The sequence below is a fragment of the Mesobacillus sp. AQ2 genome (genome assembly GCF_030122805.1).
Classification (GTDB): Bacteria; Bacillota; Bacilli; order Bacillales; family Cytobacillaceae; genus Mesobacillus; species Mesobacillus oceanisediminis_A.
On record NZ_CP126080.1, the window covers coordinates 3,787,501 to 3,802,945 of the forward strand.

The 15,445-nt window shown below is 40.9% G+C and carries 10 protein-coding genes, 1 tRNA gene and 1 rRNA gene (1 of these 12 cut by a window edge); 2 read left to right on the top strand and 10 right to left on the bottom strand.

The window, feature by feature from the left end; genetic code table 11:
• From QNH36_RS19105 to QNH36_RS19120, 4 genes are all read right to left on the bottom strand, one after another.
• Positions 1–1,163: ribosomal RNA gene (locus QNH36_RS19105) — 16S ribosomal RNA — on the bottom strand (it extends 387 nt beyond the left edge of the window).
• Positions 1,164–1,774: 611 nt separating this feature from the next.
• Complete coding sequence (locus QNH36_RS19110; RefSeq protein WP_144481353.1) at positions 1,775–2,329, bottom strand: GNAT family N-acetyltransferase; 555 nt, start codon at positions 2,327–2,329, stop codon at positions 1,775–1,777.
• Entirely contained in the window at positions 2,330–2,881 is a 552-nt protein-coding gene (locus QNH36_RS19115) for a GNAT family N-acetyltransferase (protein ID WP_144481354.1), read from the bottom strand.
• Between the two features lie 14 nt (positions 2,882–2,895).
• On the bottom strand, positions 2,896–3,810 hold the full coding sequence (locus QNH36_RS19120) for a DMT family transporter (protein ID WP_144481355.1): 915 nt from the start codon (positions 3,808–3,810) through the stop codon (positions 2,896–2,898).
• A 147-nt stretch (positions 3,811–3,957) separates the two neighbouring features.
• Here QNH36_RS19120 and QNH36_RS19125 point away from each other — a divergent pair, with 147 nt between their 5' ends.
• Both QNH36_RS19125 and QNH36_RS19130 read left to right on the top strand, forming a co-directional pair.
• Positions 3,958–4,653, top strand: a complete 696-nt coding sequence (locus tag QNH36_RS19125) for an MgtC/SapB family protein (RefSeq protein WP_144481356.1) — start codon at positions 3,958–3,960, stop codon at positions 4,651–4,653.
• A gap of 106 nt (positions 4,654–4,759) precedes the next feature.
• A tRNA-Ala gene (locus tag QNH36_RS19130) sits at positions 4,760–4,832 on the top strand.
• Between the two features lie 49 nt (positions 4,833–4,881).
• Here QNH36_RS19130 and QNH36_RS19135 read toward each other — a convergent pair.
• The 6 genes from QNH36_RS19135 to QNH36_RS19160 form a co-directional block, all read right to left on the bottom strand.
• Positions 4,882–6,591 carry a glycoside hydrolase family 13 protein gene (locus tag QNH36_RS19135; RefSeq protein ID WP_144481357.1) on the bottom strand — a complete coding sequence of 570 codons (1,710 nt, stop codon included), beginning with the start codon at positions 6,589–6,591 and terminating at the stop codon, positions 4,882–4,884.
• Positions 6,570–8,903, bottom strand: coding sequence for a glycoside hydrolase family 31 protein (locus QNH36_RS19140; protein ID WP_283903985.1), 2,334 nt, complete (start codon positions 8,901–8,903; stop codon positions 6,570–6,572). Before QNH36_RS19140 ends, QNH36_RS19135 begins: the two co-directional genes overlap by 22 nt.
• 18 nt (positions 8,904–8,921) lie before the next feature.
• Positions 8,922–12,326, bottom strand: a complete 3,405-nt coding sequence (locus QNH36_RS19145; protein ID WP_144481359.1) for a glycoside hydrolase family 31 protein — start codon at positions 12,324–12,326, stop codon at positions 8,922–8,924.
• Between the two features lie 66 nt (positions 12,327–12,392).
• Positions 12,393–13,667: an ABC transporter substrate-binding protein gene (locus QNH36_RS19150; RefSeq protein ID WP_481825288.1), complete on the bottom strand. Its 1,275-nt coding sequence runs from the start codon at positions 13,665–13,667 to the stop codon at positions 12,393–12,395.
• 15 nt (positions 13,668–13,682) lie between these two features.
• Positions 13,683–14,444 carry a carbohydrate ABC transporter permease gene (locus tag QNH36_RS19155; protein WP_251009825.1) on the bottom strand — a complete coding sequence of 254 codons (762 nt, stop codon included), beginning with the start codon at positions 14,442–14,444 and terminating at the stop codon, positions 13,683–13,685.
• Between the two features lie 122 nt (positions 14,445–14,566).
• Positions 14,567–15,442, bottom strand: a complete 876-nt coding sequence (locus QNH36_RS19160) for a carbohydrate ABC transporter permease (RefSeq protein WP_144481360.1) — start codon at positions 15,440–15,442, stop codon at positions 14,567–14,569.
• Positions 15,443–15,445 lie beyond the last annotated feature (3 nt).

The window sequence follows — 15,445 nt, forward strand, 5'->3', positions numbered from 1 at the left end:
ACCTTAGAGTGCCCAACTGAATGCTGGCAACTAAGATCAAGGGTTGCGCTCGTTGCGGGACTTAACCCAACATCTCACGACACGAGCTGACGACAACCATGCACCACCTGTCACTCTGTCCCCCGAAGGGGAACGCCCTATCTCTAGGGTTGTCAGAGGATGTCAAGACCTGGTAAGGTTCTTCGCGTTGCTTCGAATTAAACCACATGCTCCACCGCTTGTGCGGGCCCCCGTCAATTCCTTTGAGTTTCAGCCTTGCGGCCGTACTCCCCAGGCGGAGTGCTTAATGCGTTTGCTGCAGCACTAAAGGGCGGAAACCCTCTAACACTTAGCACTCATCGTTTACGGCGTGGACTACCAGGGTATCTAATCCTGTTCGCTCCCCACGCTTTCGCGCCTCAGCGTCAGTTACAGACCAGAGAGCCGCCTTCGCCACTGGTGTTCCTCCACATCTCTACGCATTTCACCGCTACACGTGGAATTCCGCTCTCCTCTTCTGCACTCAAGTTCCCCAGTTTCCAATGACCCTCCCCGGTTGAGCCGGGGGCTTTCACATCAGACTTAAGGAACCGCCTGCGCGCGCTTTACGCCCAATAATTCCGGACAACGCTTGCCACCTACGTATTACCGCGGCTGCTGGCACGTAGTTAGCCGTGGCTTTCTGGTCAGGTACCGTCAAGGTACCGGCAGTTACTCCGGTACTTGTTCTTCCCTGACAACAGAACTTTACGACCCGAAAGCCTTCATCGTTCACGCGGCGTTGCTCCGTCAGACTTTCGTCCATTGCGGAAGATTCCCTACTGCTGCCTCCCGTAGGAGTCTGGGCCGTGTCTCAGTCCCAGTGTGGCCGATCACCCTCTCAGGTCGGCTACGCATCGTTGCCTTGGTGAGCCGTTACCTCACCAACTAGCTAATGCGCCGCGGGCCCATCTGTAAGTGACAGCCGAAACCGTCTTTCAGCTTTCCCTCATGTGAGGGAAAGGATTATCCGGTATTAGCTCCGGTTTCCCGAAGTTATCCCAGTCTTACAGGCAGGTTGCCCACGTGTTACTCACCCGTCCGCCGCTGATCTTCAAAAGCAAGCTAATGAAGATCCGCTCGACTTGCATGTATTAGGCACGCCGCCAGCGTTCGTCCTGAGCCAGGATCAAACTCTCCAAGAAAGAGTTATGAGTTAGCTCATAAGTTAAAACGTTGGCTCATGTCTTCTATAATAGAAGCATGATAATTTATTGTTTGTTGACGCTTGTTTGTTTAGTTTTCAAAGAGCAAGTTGTTCAGTTTGTCGCCCAGAAGCGACTTTATTAATATAACATGCTGTCTTGTTATTGTCAACATTGTTTTTTGTTTTTCTATTTCACTAAAAACGATGTTGTTTTTGCCAATTCAGCGTTGTTTTTCTGAAGCGAGATTAAATATACCACGGATAAATTATGTTTGCAATATAATTTTAAAAGAATTTTTCACAACTCAATTATGGAATTCTGTTATCCAGGTTTCTTCTTAATTGAATGTTTTTATTAATATTTTTTTGTTCTTGCTCATATAATGCTTTGGACAAACTAAATAACAGAGGTGATCCTATTTGCTGCAATCAGTCGCACTTAATCTTTCACTACTGATGGCCATCTTTTTATTCAGTGTGGCCTACATTGAAGCTATAAAAATTGCTAACACTGAAGGAAGGGTTCATGGTGGAACCTTCATGTTCTCCACAATTTGCGCATTACTATTCTCAAGGTTCACATACCTATTCATTTAAAAAAATCCCCTCTCAGGGGATTTTTATGATTGACGCAATCGCTGCGTCCACGAAGCTGTCTTTATCAAACCATCGCTTTCGAAGCGTTCCTTCATATTCGAATCCACCTTTCTTCAACACCGCCCAGGATTGTTCATTTTGAGGATGGTACAATGCCTCTATTCGATTTAAACCCATTTCCCCAAATCCAAACTTCAATATCTCTTTCGTAATCTCCGGCATCATTCCTTTACCCCAGTAATCGGGATGAAGTTCGTAGCCTATTTCTGCTTTGAGGTGTTTAGCGTCAATTGCATGGAAACCACAAGTACCAACCAGGGTGCCTGTTTCTTTCAGCTCAGCACCCCAGCGGATTTGCCTTTTCTCTATATAGCCCTGGTTGAATTTCTCAATCAGCTCCAGAGCTTGCTGTCCTTGTGTAAAACTCTCAAGATTATAATATTTAGTCACAGGATCCTGCGAAAAATAACTGAAGATTTGTGGGGCATCTTCTATTTTGAGCTGTCTTAAATAAAACCTTTCCGTCTCCAACAAAGGAAATTGTTCAAACACACTCTCCAGCTCCATTTATCTTTCCCCTGACTGTTTTTCTATTACTGCCCGATGAAGTAATTTTAAGTCCTTCCATAGATAAGCTATTTCGGGATATTTTTTGCCTGCTATTTCGACTTCTTCTTCTCCTGCTTTTACTGGTTGGAGACTTTCATAAAACTTCCGGCTTTCATTTTCCTCAAGTACCCACACAAGCATGGCATCATATTTTTGCCCTAATAATTCCTCTAAACCAGCTTGAAGAAGCTTCAAACCAATTCGTTCTCTTTGGTACTTTTTCAGAAGGTAAATGGCATACAACTCCCCATCTGCCTCGAATTCGCCTGTCCTCTCTTTACCAAAAGATGCAAAGCCTACTATTTCTCCATCTGTAGTAACAGCAACATATACCGGGGAAGTTTCGGCGGTTTGTGTGATGCTCTTTTCCCATAAAGGCTGGCGATCCTCTGCCTTCAATGAATCAAGATACTCCTGGCTTACTATACCTTGATACGTTTCTTGCCAGCTTTTCACGTGAACCTTGGCAATGCCCTGAGCATCCCCAATCGCAGCTTTTCTGATTTCCATACCCTTATACACCCCTAACCTGAGATTGATTTTATCTCTGTCTGGTTCTTGATTTTCATTTTTCTTTCATCAACTAAAAATAAAGTTATACCAGCAATAACAATTAATCCTCCTATTACCTGGGTCAACATGACTTTTTCGCCAAGAAGGTAGAAGGCCAATAGAGTTGCACCTACTGGTTCAAACAAGATGGCCATTGAAATGACCGAAGCGCTGATCCATTTAACCGACCAGTTGAACAGGGTGTGGCCAAGCAAGGTCGGAATCAGTGCGAGGAGAATAAAATAAACCCAGTCACTAGCAGGGTACGGATAGAAGGATTCACCTACAGCTATTACATAGAAAAATAAAGTTATTGAACTGATGCTATAGACAATGAAGGTATAGGTGATCAGGGACATCCTCTTCCTCACTGTTTGGCCAAATAATAGATAAACAGTGACCAATGCGCAGGCTACAATAGCCAAAAAGTCTCCAAATAACGCACTGCCACTAACCTTAAAATCGCCCCAGCTAATGATGACACTCCCGCCGATGGCAATAATTCCACTTAGTATAGCTTTTAAAGATACACGCTCTTTAAAGAAAAAATACGCTCCTATAAATGCAAAAAGCGGCTGAAGTGTGACCAGGACGGTTGAACTCGCTACCGAAGTATAGTTTAGGGATTCGAACCAGAGGATAAAGTGAAAGGCTAGGAATATGCCGGCAATCCCGCTAAACATCCAATCCCGCATCGTAATAAGACGAAGCTCCGAAACATACTTTATAAGAAATACCGGTAGCATCAGCAAAACAGAAAAGAACAATCTGTAAAATGCAATGACACCGGAGGGTGCTGATGAAACTTTAACCAGAATGGCAGAGGTCGATACAGCCACTACACCGACTGCAACTGCCAGATATGGATTTAGTTTTGGTGATTCCATTTCCATTCTCCTTTAATATGAATTATATGTATTTTACAATGAAATCGAATTTTTAGCTTACCTTAAATGAAATTTAATCGCTATACCGTGTTTAATTCAGTATTTTTAGGGAAAGTAAATACATCTTATAAGGGGCAGGAGATCAGTATGCTTTCATCAATTGATATGGAAATTTTGCTTAAGCTTGGGATATCTGCTTTTCTGGGGCTTATAATCGGTCTCGAAAGGGAGATTAAAAGAAAACCGGTCGGTCTTAAAACGAGCTTAGTCATATCAATCGTCAGCTGTCTGTTGACGGTTGTATCAAGTGAATCAGCCTACATGTTTCCCGGGGATGAAGACGTCAATATCACGATGGATCCACTACGCCTGGCTGCCCAGATTGTCTCTGGTATTGGTTTCCTCGGTGCAGGGGTTATTTTACGAAGAGGGAATGATACCATTTCCGGTTTGACGACGGCAGCGATGATATGGGGTGCTGCAGGAATCGGAATCACAGTGGGTGCCGGATTTTACTGGGAAGCCATTGCTGGTGTAGCACTGCTGATTGTCAGTGTTGAATTCATCCCATTCCTTATGACCTTCATTGGTCCAAGGCAATTAAGGGAAAAAGAGATCCGGCTGCAGTTCAATGTTACTACGAGACAAAGCATTGCAGACATTATTACCAGGATCAAAGCGGAAAAAATCTCATTGAAAAATGTCCGCATTAAGGATCTTGCTGAAGGGAACCAGCTGGTTCAATTGATCGTAACCGTGGACTTCCGCAGAAAGACAACGGATGTATATGAGGCGGTGTCAGAAATTGATGGCATTAACAGGGTTGAGATTGAAGGATTATGAGAAAAGCCGCGGATGTGCGGCTTTTTTGCTTATTTCCGAAATTTTTGTCTTGCATGTCCATAAAGAAGGAGATATAATCTTTCTTGTACCTTATCTAAACAGATACGGGGGATTAGCTCAGCTGGGAGAGCGCAACGCTGGCAGCGTTGAGGTCAGGGGTTCGAGCCCCCTATTCTCCACTTACTAAAAAAGCTGCAAAACCAATTGGTTTTGCAGCTTTTTTAGTTATTAATTACCTTTTTGATAATAAACTAATGTTTCATATGGCCTTAACTTACCGTGTTCTACTTCTTTATAATTCTGTACAATCAATTCTGCTTGAGCAATTTCAGTTAAGAATACTTCTTCTTCAATAACAATTTCGTCTCTACTAAAATTACATAACACAACAACCTTTTCATTCTCACTTCTTCGCCCATATGCAAAAATCTTTGGATGATACTCAAATAATAGATTGAAGTCACCGGTTGTGATGACATCTAATTTCTTTCTAAGAGCAATTAAATGTTTATAGTGATAAAAAATAGACTCTTTATCTGCTAAAGTGGCTTCTACGTTAATTTCTTTATAGCGTGGATTTACTTTGATCCATGGAGTTCCTTTCGTGAACCCGCTATGAATTTGTTCGTTCCACTGCATAGGAGTCCGGGCGTTGTCCCTGCCTTTTACATAAATCGAGTTCATGATATCTTCTGTTGGAACTCCAAGAGAACGTTTTTCTCTGAACATATTTAATGTCTCGACGTCTTGATATTGTTCGATCGATTCAAACTTAACATTTGTCATTCCAATCTCTTCACCTTGATAAATATAAGGTGTCCCCTGCATCATGTGAAGGCAAGTCGCAAGCATTTTGGCAGATTCCATTCTGTACTCCTGGTCATCACCAAACCGGGAAACAATCCTTGGCTGGTCATGGTTATTCCAATACAAGCTATTCCAACCTGTGCCATGCAATTCAGTCTGCCACTTTGTCAGATTCTCCTTTAAATCCACCAGGTTCAAAGGTTTGAGATCCCATTTTTCAGCAGGACCACTATCTAAGCCCATGTGTTCAAAGGTAAAAATCATGTTAATTTCCTTATTTTCAGGATTTGTGTACATCACCGCATCTGCAGTACTCGCTCCCGGCATCTCTCCAACAGTCAAAATATCGTAGTGAGATAGAACTTTTTCATTCATCTCTCTCAAGTATTCATGAATCTTTGGTCCGTTTACGAAGTATGAACCTCCATCCCCATATATTGCACCCTCTTTAACCTCCCCATCTGGAAGACCAGGGACCTTAGAAATAAAGTTAATGACGTCCATACGAAAACCGTCTATGCCTTTATCAAGCCAAAATTTCATCATGGTGTAAATTTCATTCCTTAGAACTGGATTTTCCCAGTTCAAATCAGGCTGTTTTTTTGAAAAAAGATGCAGATAATATTCATTTGTATTTTCGTCATAATCCCAGGCCGGCCCACTAAAAATCGACCCCCAATTGTTCGGCTCTTTTCCGTTCTTTCCTGGCTTCCAAATATAATAGTCTCGATACGAATTATCCAGGCCTTTCTTCGATTCTACAAACCAGGAGTGTTCGTCAGAAGTATGATTCACTACTAAATCCATGATGATTTTCAATCCTCGTTGATGAGCAGCATCAAGAAGGTGATCCAAATCCTCCATCGTTCCAAATTCCTTCATGATTTGGTAGTAATCCCTTATGTCATAACCGTTATCGTCATTTGGAGAGTCATAGATAGGACTTAGCCAGATTACATCCACGCCAAGCTCCTTTAAGTAATCCAGCTTTTGGATAATCCCCTGCAGATCACCAATACCATCCCCATTGGAATCATAAAAACTTCTAGGATAGATTTGATATACAATACTTTTTTTCCACCATTGTTGGTCATTCTTTACCTTTTCCACTACAGTATCTCGATTTTCCATTTCTCCGGCTCCCTTACTTCAGTTAAATTCTCAACCCTAACGTCTCCCGAGTAGCCATAAACCTTCATCCCTTTTACTTGGCTTTTCCATTGCTTATCTCCACTTATATTTACATTAACTTTTAGATACCCCTCATTCATTTCAGTTTGGAAATTTGTGATGGAATAATGACCATCTTTATAGCCAAGGGAACTTCCATCATCTTCATACAAACTGAACTTCCCTTTATCACCAGCATAAACTTCAATCTCAAGGATTTGATTTTCAGTTGTATTTTGAACCTCTGACCCCATAGGAAGAATGGTTCCTTCTTTTATAAAGATTGGGAGCTTATCTAACGCTGCTTCTATTAAGACATACTTTCCACCTTGATAGGATTCTTTAGTCCAGTAATCATACCAAACTCCCTCAGGAAGATAGATGGACCTATGGGTCGTACCTGGACGTAAAATAGGTGCAATCATGACATTGCTTCCCAGGAGGAACTGATCACTGATATTAAATGTAGTTTCATCCTCAGGATATTCCATCACAAGAGGACGAACGATTGGGACTCCCGTTTGGGATGACTCATGGAAAAGGGAATATAGATAAGGAAGCCACTTATATCTCAGCTTGATGTATTTTTTTACTATTTCAGTTGTGTCTTCACCAAAAACCCATGGCTCCTGTCGGATACTGTCCTGTACACTATGATTTCTGAAATAAGGCATGAAAGCCCCGACCTGTGTCCACCTGATCAACAATTCGGGTGTACAGTCAGAAGAGAAACCGCCAACATCCGCTCCAGTAAAAGCAACCCCTGATATGCCAAGATTCATGATCATTGGCAGTGACATTTCAAGATGCTCCCAGTGGCTTCGGTTATCTCCCGTCCAGACGGTGGCATACCTTTGGATACCCGCATAACCAGCACGGGTCAAAACGAAAGGACGTTTATCGGGAAGAAGCTCCGAAAGTCCTTCGGCAGTTGCTTTGCTCATGTAAAGTCCGTAGGTGTTGTGCATCTCCAAATGCGGTTTCAGTTCTCCATCCACATCATGCATCACATCGAGATCCATGGTCTTACTTTCATTGAAGACAGACGGTTCGTTCATATCATTCCAAATTCCTTCAATGCCGAAATCAGTATAGAATTTGTGCAAACTTCCCCACCAATTCCTTGCCTCAGAATTCATGAAGTCAGGAAATGCACTCGTTCCAGGCCAGACATCCCCATAATAAATCTGTCCATCAAGATACTTACAAAACAAGCCCTTGTTTACCCCTTCTGCGTACACAGGATACTGAACATCCTTTTTCACTCCTGGATCTACAATTGGCACAACCTTGATCCCGTTATTTAATAAGGTAGAGATTAGATTATCAGGTTGCGGAAAATGATCCTTATCAAAGGTAAATACTCGATAATCCCTCATATAATGGATGTCGAAAAATATACAATCCAATGGGATTCCTTCTTCTTTGAAACGATTAGCGACTGTAAGGACCTCTTCTTCTGATCGATAGCTATAGCGAGACTGATGATATCCAATCGCCCATTTGGGAGGTAGACTCATCTTTCCTGTCAGCTCGGTGTAAAGGGTGGTGATTTCCTTTAAGTTCTCACCAGCAAAAACGTAGAAGTCGAGTTGCCCACCATTGGCACTCATCCTGTATTTATTTGAGTAGGTCTGGGTATCAAATTGGGTTTTAAATGTATTATCAAAGAAAAGTCCATAAGATCTCTGCTTGTTATGAACAGCAAAATATGGGATAGATTGATACAACTCAACCGTGTCCTTATTGTGCGGTGCATAAACGTCCGTATTCCACATCGACAGTTTCGAACCTCTCTTATTGAGGAAGCCAGTCTTTTCCCCAAATCCATAAAAGACATCATCAGTCTCCATCAGTGCATCAAAAAAGACTTCACCATTGTTTTTATATAAAGCTGACGGACTCCCCGACTGGAAGATTGTTCTTTGGTCATTCGATATCTTTATTGTGAAACGATCTTTGGTTACCTCAACTTTTATCGTATCACAGGTGATCATTAATTGGTCATTGGTTTCCTCAAACGATGCCTCATGAGGAACTTGCTTAAGTGAAACAGCAATGCTCGATACCGAGTCTACTTTTCCAAATGGATTTATGATGATTCTAGGAATCTTTTTTTCAGCAAAATAAATCAAAAACTCACCATGCTCATTAGTGCCTGTTAACATATGATCTTTCCACGCGAAAGATTTGACTGACCCGACATGTAATTTAGGCTCGCCTTCGATCTTTTCCTGGGTTGGAAGGATAGCAAAACTAGTTGTATCTAACACATTCATTCCTCCATGTACTCAAGCTTTTTTCTTTCCGTTTACAAAAACAGCTTTTCCTTCTGAGTTAGCTTCATCAGGAAGATACACATCAAATTCTTCTGTTGGTCCACTTACTAAAATCTTCCATCTATCCGATTCTTCTGTGACTTCAACATCCCAATGATTATTCAGGTGGTCATTGATTCTTTCGGATAGTCCATCCTTCAAATAAATCCTTAATAATGGTCTGACATAACTGGAAATATCATTGGAAACCCAAGAACCTAATTGAAGCGTTTGATCCACATTTGTTAAAATTACGGCCCCTTCTTTTACGTAAACAGGAATATGGTCAAGTGGTGAATCAATCAATTCATAGGCAGGACCGATAATTCTTTTTCCGCTCCAGAAATCAAACCAAGTTCCTTCAGGGAAATAAACTTTTCTTGAAGTTGTACCTTCTTCTGTTACAGGAGCAACCAATAAAGAAGACCCAAAGTAATATTGGTCGAATACTCCTTCACCACGTTGATCTTCGGGGTTCTCCATAAATAAGGAGCGCATTAATGGAATTCCTGTTTCACTAGTTTTTCTTGCTTCGTTCCAAATGTAAGGGAGCAAGTTCATTCGGACATTGGCATAAAATCTATATCCCTCAATAGCAATTTTTTGATTGGTTCTCTCCGCAATATTCCATGGAGTGCGATCCTGATTAAACTCACCTTTGCTTTCAGCGTGATACTGCATGATTGGACAAAAGGCCGCCATGGCCGCAGATCTGACATACAATTCGGCCGTTGGAATATCACCATTGAATCCCGCTAAGTCCCAGCCCCAAAATGGAATTCCTGACATTCCAGAAGTGATACCTGCAGCCAAAGACCGCTTAAAGGCGTCAAAAGTCGATCTTTCATCCCCTGCCCAATGTGCCGGGAAGTTTTGGGCTCCCATATATCCGGCACGGCTAAAGGTCATTGCATCTCCGCTTTTAAAGTCATTTGCAAATTTGTAGTAAGCCCCTATATAATCATTTGGATACAAGTTGCGCATTTCGTCGCCGGTTTTCCCATCAGAAAACAGCAATTCGTCTCCGAACACGAACTCCCCACCATCTGTTTTGAAGCCATCCACTCCAATTTCAAGCAAATACTTCCGTTTGCTAAACCACCATTCTTTGGCTTCTTGATTTGAGAAGTCCATCAATAGACTTTCCTTAAACCAGCCTTCAGGCATCCTGTATGGAGCTTCGTCATTCTTTTTGACAACATATCCATTTTCCAGCATGTATTTTTCATCCGCATCTTTTTGTGGATGCGTTTGCCTGTTCAAGTATTTTTTAATCGGAATCTGCCATAGAAGAACTTTCAACCCGTTATCATGCAGGTATTCAAACAATCCCTTCGGATCCGGCCATCGTCCCCATTCAGGAAACTCCATTTCGCTGTAGGTATGACTTTCTCCATTACCTTTCACCTCATATTGGGCATCATTGAACATGTAATAAGTGGCTTCATCACTCCACTGTTCTAAGACTAGAACAGTCGCTGGTATCTGATATTCGTTTGTTTTCTCAACTTCTGAACGGGTCAGACTGTCCCTGTCCCAGTTATTGCTCGACATCCAAGGTCCAAATGCCCAAACAGGTGGTAACACTGGTTTGCCGGTTTTCGAAGTGTAGGATTCAATCACTTCTTTTGGTGTTCCTAAGAATGCCGTAATGGAGGTGCTTTGTTCTTTTTCTGACATCCTTATCTTAATAGACATGGCATCCTTCAATGAGTGAGCGATGTCAAAATGGGTGTACCTGTTAGTATTAACCACCAAGCCATATCCAAGGGAACTAATGTAAAAAGGAACCGGCATATAAGTCCTTGTACCCTGATCGCGATACTGGTTATAAACATAGCAATCAATGATATTCCCTCGCTGCTCAACAGCATTATATCTCTCACCGAATCCATAAAAGCTTTCGTTCAACGGTGTATGAAAATTAAGCTTTAAATCTCTTATTTGCCGATTCTTATCAGTCGTACATTCAATAAAGGAAAGGAAATCATGTGATTCTAAAAGTGTTTTGTTGGCATCTTTTATGCAAATAAAAAATGGATTTAACTTCAAGTCAACAGTAAATTCTTGATTCATGGATCTAAGGGAAAGAGCTTCATATTCTTCCTGGAGAAATTCTTGATTAATATTAGAATCAATATTGATATAAAACTGGTCTTCAGTGAAGCCCAGATTGACCTGTAGTGAAAAATCATCTTCATCTTTCGCTAACAAGACTACTTCACTCTCAGCCTTTTCAAATAAGCGGAATTCATTTAGTACCCGACGTTTTAGAGGTGTGATTGGAAACCGCTCTGATTGCACCTTAAGGCCCTCGCCTTTATAAGCGGAGAATTGATAACTGAATTCCTCTTCCTGGGTCAGGGGTTCGATAGTTCCAGTCCAAATGTAAACTTTTTTATCCTCAAGATATTTTCTGGTCAACTCTTTTGTTTTTACAGTTTCACCGCTAGCTGAGTTTAAAGTTAATAAAACCGAATCTACTTCGCCTTCAGGCCATACCTGGCATGCTACTGTTATTGGCTCTTCGGTTGTCGGATGATGTGGACTTCGTTCTGTAAGTTGCGGTTCGTAAATGTTATGATTGCCAAAGGGTGTATGTACTATTTTGTACTCTTCTATTGAATCAACCTTATAGTGTTCTATCATTTCAATAATCACTTTTCCAAGCTCGGATTCCTCTGTCGACTCTTTTCCAATCAAGCTTTGTGCCAAATTTAAATAGGTATTCGCTTTTTCATAGTTGCCCTTTTCCAGAAAATATAATGACAAAAGCGCAGTTGCTGAAGAAGATTCTTTCTTACCTTCAATCGTTTTTAGTGCCCCTGTATTATTCACTAACTTCCTTTCGATTTGGCCAACTGCTTCTACCACAATTAAGTCCTCAGGAGAAAACAATCCATATGGCATAACTGCAGTAAGCATATCCAATGAAATTTGCCGTTCATTCACCGCATTAAGCAACATACCCCCAGAAAGTAGAGAGTCAAAAACAAAATCTCTGATTTCTGTGATTGTTTTTTGGAGTTCATATTGCTGGAGATTATTTTTGGATTGAGTTAATGCCGTATACACCATTGCAATGTTCGAAACATGAATATCTTTCTTGCCGTCTCCCCAGATACGTTCTAAAGGTTTTCTCCAATTATCCTGGAGAAACGTTAAGTAAGGTTGAACATTAACTTCTTTCAAGTTCTCACTATTTGTCTCTTTTAAATGGTTCTGCACATTCCATAGCCAGGTAGCAATAAGGTGTATACTGTCCTTATCAAGTTGAGGTTTATGATTAAGAAGAATTCTTTCCGAGGATGGATAATCATTATTTAACTGGTATACATGAGCTTTAAGCAGCTTGCTGTACATTGCTTTTGAATCCATGTCTCTCTCCCCTTATGTTAGAAGAGAAGGATATGAGGATGCCCAGATATCCTTCTCCAGATTTGATTACTTCAACTTCTCTAATTCTCCCTGCATAACTTTCAATGCTTCTTCAGGGCTCTTTTTACCATTCACCACATTTTCTAGTTCCTTTGTAATCAGGTCACTCATTTTACTCCAATCCTCAATTACTGGAGGTAAAACCAGCGTATCCAGTGCTTCAAAAATAACTTCCCTGCTTTCTGGAGGAGTTTGTTCCAGATAAGGCTTTAAGATTTCTTCATTCGTGATTGCTGGAAGTTCCCATGAACTTGCAATTCGAATTTCTGCGGCTTCGTCACTAGCGCTCATGAAGCGTGCAAATTTATAAGCAGCGTTTTGAGCATCTGAGTCCTTTGAAACTGCTAATCCATTTGCGAAGAAGTGGTGTGCCTTTTGAGTATTACCTGCTTCAAGTGCAATATCCCATTTGAATGGTGCATCTTTAAAAGCGGATAACATCCAGATTCCAGTGTGCAGGATCCCGATTTGACCATTTTTAAATAAATCCTCTGGCGACTGGCCTGATAGATCTCCTACAGAAGGAGTTACTTTATATTTGTTCACCTTATCAACCATGTATTGAAGTGCTTCTGCATTTTCAGGGCTATCGATTGTTACTTCTGATTTGTCTTCATTGAATACAGATCCACCATTCTGAGCAATCACTTTATAGAATTCATGGAACTGAATCGGTGCATAAGTACCCCAGATCTTTTCATCCTTGTTTGTGAGCTTTTGCGCTGCTGCTAATTCATCTTCCCATGTCCATTCTGCAGTTGGATAATCCACTTTTGCTTTATCAAACAAGTCTTTATTGTAGAAAGTAACAACGTTTGAGAAGCTTTCCACCATACCATATTGCTTTCCTTCGTATTGATAAGCTTTATATGCTTCTTGATTTAATTTAGATGGATCAAAGTCTTTATCTTCTTCAATGTATTTAGACAGGTCCGCTAAAGCTCCCTTTGAGGCATAACTAACGAAGTTTTCATAGTTAAGCTCGAATACATCCGGTGCTTTCCCGCCAGCAATCATGGTTTGCAGCTTTGTGAAATAATCATCATAAGCAGCAATCTCATAATCTACTTTTACATTTGGATTTTGCTTTTCAAAAGCACTGATCATGTCTTGTAGGTCTTTTTCATGGTCAGTACCTGGTGAAAAGGTAAAGTAATTGATTGTTACCGTTTCATCTTTGTTACCTCTAGAGCTTTTTTCCGAATCAGAACATCCTGCCAATACAGTAAAAGTAAGCATAAATAGTAGAACAATAGCCGAAATAAGCCTTTTCTGAGTCATTCTAATTCCCCCTTATTATTCTTTCATTCCACTCATTGTCATTCCTTGAATAAAGTACTTCTGCGCAAATAGATAGACTGCAAGTATTGGCAAAACACTAATGACTACACCTGCCATCATCATGTTCCAATTCGTTTCCCACCTCCCTTGCAGTAGAGATAATCCTAGCGGCAAAGTAGCAAAGCTTTTATCATTAATTACAATAAGTGGCCATAAGTAATTGTTCCAAGATTGCATGAATGAAAAGATGCCTAACGTCGCGAGTGTTGGTTTAGATAACGGCATGATTACACGCCAGAATATTGAAAAATGGTTGGCACCATCCATGAAGGCTGCCTCTTCAAGTTCCTTCGGAATCGACAAGAACGCCTGCCTTAACAAAAAGGTTCCAAAAACACTAAACAATCCAGGGACGATCAATGCCTGATATGTATCAAGCCATCCAAAGTTTTTCATTAAAATAAACTGGGGTATCATGGTGACCTGTGCTGGAACCATCATTGTTGCCAGGTATAATAGGAAAAGTTTATCCCTGCCCCAAAATTGCATCCTGGCAAACGCATAAGCTGCCATAGAACATAAAAGCAGCTGGCCTAAAGTAGTGAGAACCGCCACTAACAAGGAGTTTCCTAAAAAGTGAAGCATTGGGAATGCCCCAGTCACATCCTTATAGTTTTGAAAGGTTGCATGATCAGGGATAAACTGTGGTGGAAAGACCATTGTTGCTCCTTGATTCTTTAATGAAGTCGAAATCATCCATAGAAAAGGAAGCAGCATAGCGATTGCACCTAAGATCAAAACGATGTACAGTAAACCTTTTTTAAATATCCTAAGACTTGTAAGTTGATAGTCTTTCTGAAGGACAGTTGATTGTTTTGTAACCGGATTCATTTCCATGTTTAATCCGCCCACCTTTTCTGCATTTTCATCTGGATCAAAGTAATCACAAATATGACGATGAATAAAATCCATGACATTGCGGAAGCGTAGCCCATTTCAAAATACCTGAAAGCATGATTGTATATGTTTTGAACTAGCACATTGGTTGCGCCGCCAGGACCGCCTTCAGTCATGATCATGACCTGGTCAAAAACTTGGAATGAGTTAATCAAAGAAATGATGGTTACAAAAAATGTCGTAGGTGTCAAAAGCGGGAGGGTGATATTCCAGAATTTCTTCCAGGAATTTGCCCCATCGATATCTGCGGCTTCGTAGTAGGAGGTAGAAATATTTTGTAGGCCGCCTAAGAATAGTACCATAACAAATCCAATGTCTTTCCAGACACTTGTGATGATGATAGCTGGCATTGCTAGGCTTTCATCTTGGAGCCAATTAAGCCCCTCAATACCAACAAATGATAAGAAGTAATTTATTAATCCGTAACTAGGGTTGAACAGCCATTTCCATACAAGAGATACAGCAACCCACGATGTCACTACTGGTAAAAAATACGCTGCTCTAAAGAATGCTCTTAATTTTACTTTTCGATTAAGCAGTAGAGCACAAGCTAATCCGAAAATCATTACTAAGGGTAAATAGCCAATAATGAAAGTTACCGTGTGGGTAAATGCTGCCCAAAATTCTTTGTCCACCATTAGCTGTTTGTAATTATAAATACCGACGAATTCCATAGTGGAAATTAGGTCCCAATTCGTAAAGCTGATGGCTAATGATGATAAAAGCGGGAAAACGATAAAAGTAAGGAAACCGATTAAATTGGGCAAAAGGAACACAGCTACCCAAAAGGCTGTCTTTTTCTTTGTCATTCCAACCATGTT

What these genes read in the sequence shown, in the direction of transcription:
- QNH36_RS19150 (WP_481825288.1), bottom strand. Translation starts at nt 13,667, where the DNA reads ATGACTCAGAAAAGGCTTATTTCGGCTATTGTTCTACTATTTATGCTT.
- QNH36_RS19160 (WP_144481360.1), bottom strand. Translation starts at nt 15,442, where the DNA reads ATGGTTGGAATGACAAAGAAAAAGACAGCCTTTTGGGTAGCTGTGTTC.
- QNH36_RS19115 (WP_144481354.1), bottom strand. Translation starts at nt 2,881, where the DNA reads ATGGAAATCAGAAAAGCTGCGATTGGGGATGCTCAGGGCATTGCCAAG.
- QNH36_RS19155 (WP_251009825.1), bottom strand. Translation starts at nt 14,444, where the DNA reads ATGCTGCTTCCTTTTCTATGGATGATTTCGACTTCATTAAAGAATCAA.
- QNH36_RS19135 (WP_144481357.1), bottom strand. Translation starts at nt 6,591, where the DNA reads ATGGAAAATCGAGATACTGTAGTGGAAAAGGTAAAGAATGACCAACAA.
- QNH36_RS19145 (WP_144481359.1), bottom strand. Translation starts at nt 12,326, where the DNA reads ATGGATTCAAAAGCAATGTACAGCAAGCTGCTTAAAGCTCATGTATAC.
- QNH36_RS19120 (WP_144481355.1), bottom strand. Translation starts at nt 3,810, where the DNA reads ATGGAATCACCAAAACTAAATCCATATCTGGCAGTTGCAGTCGGTGTA.
- QNH36_RS19125 (WP_144481356.1), top strand. Translation starts at nt 3,958, where the DNA reads ATGCTTTCATCAATTGATATGGAAATTTTGCTTAAGCTTGGGATATCT.
- QNH36_RS19110 (WP_144481353.1), bottom strand. Translation starts at nt 2,329, where the DNA reads ATGGAGCTGGAGAGTGTGTTTGAACAATTTCCTTTGTTGGAGACGGAA.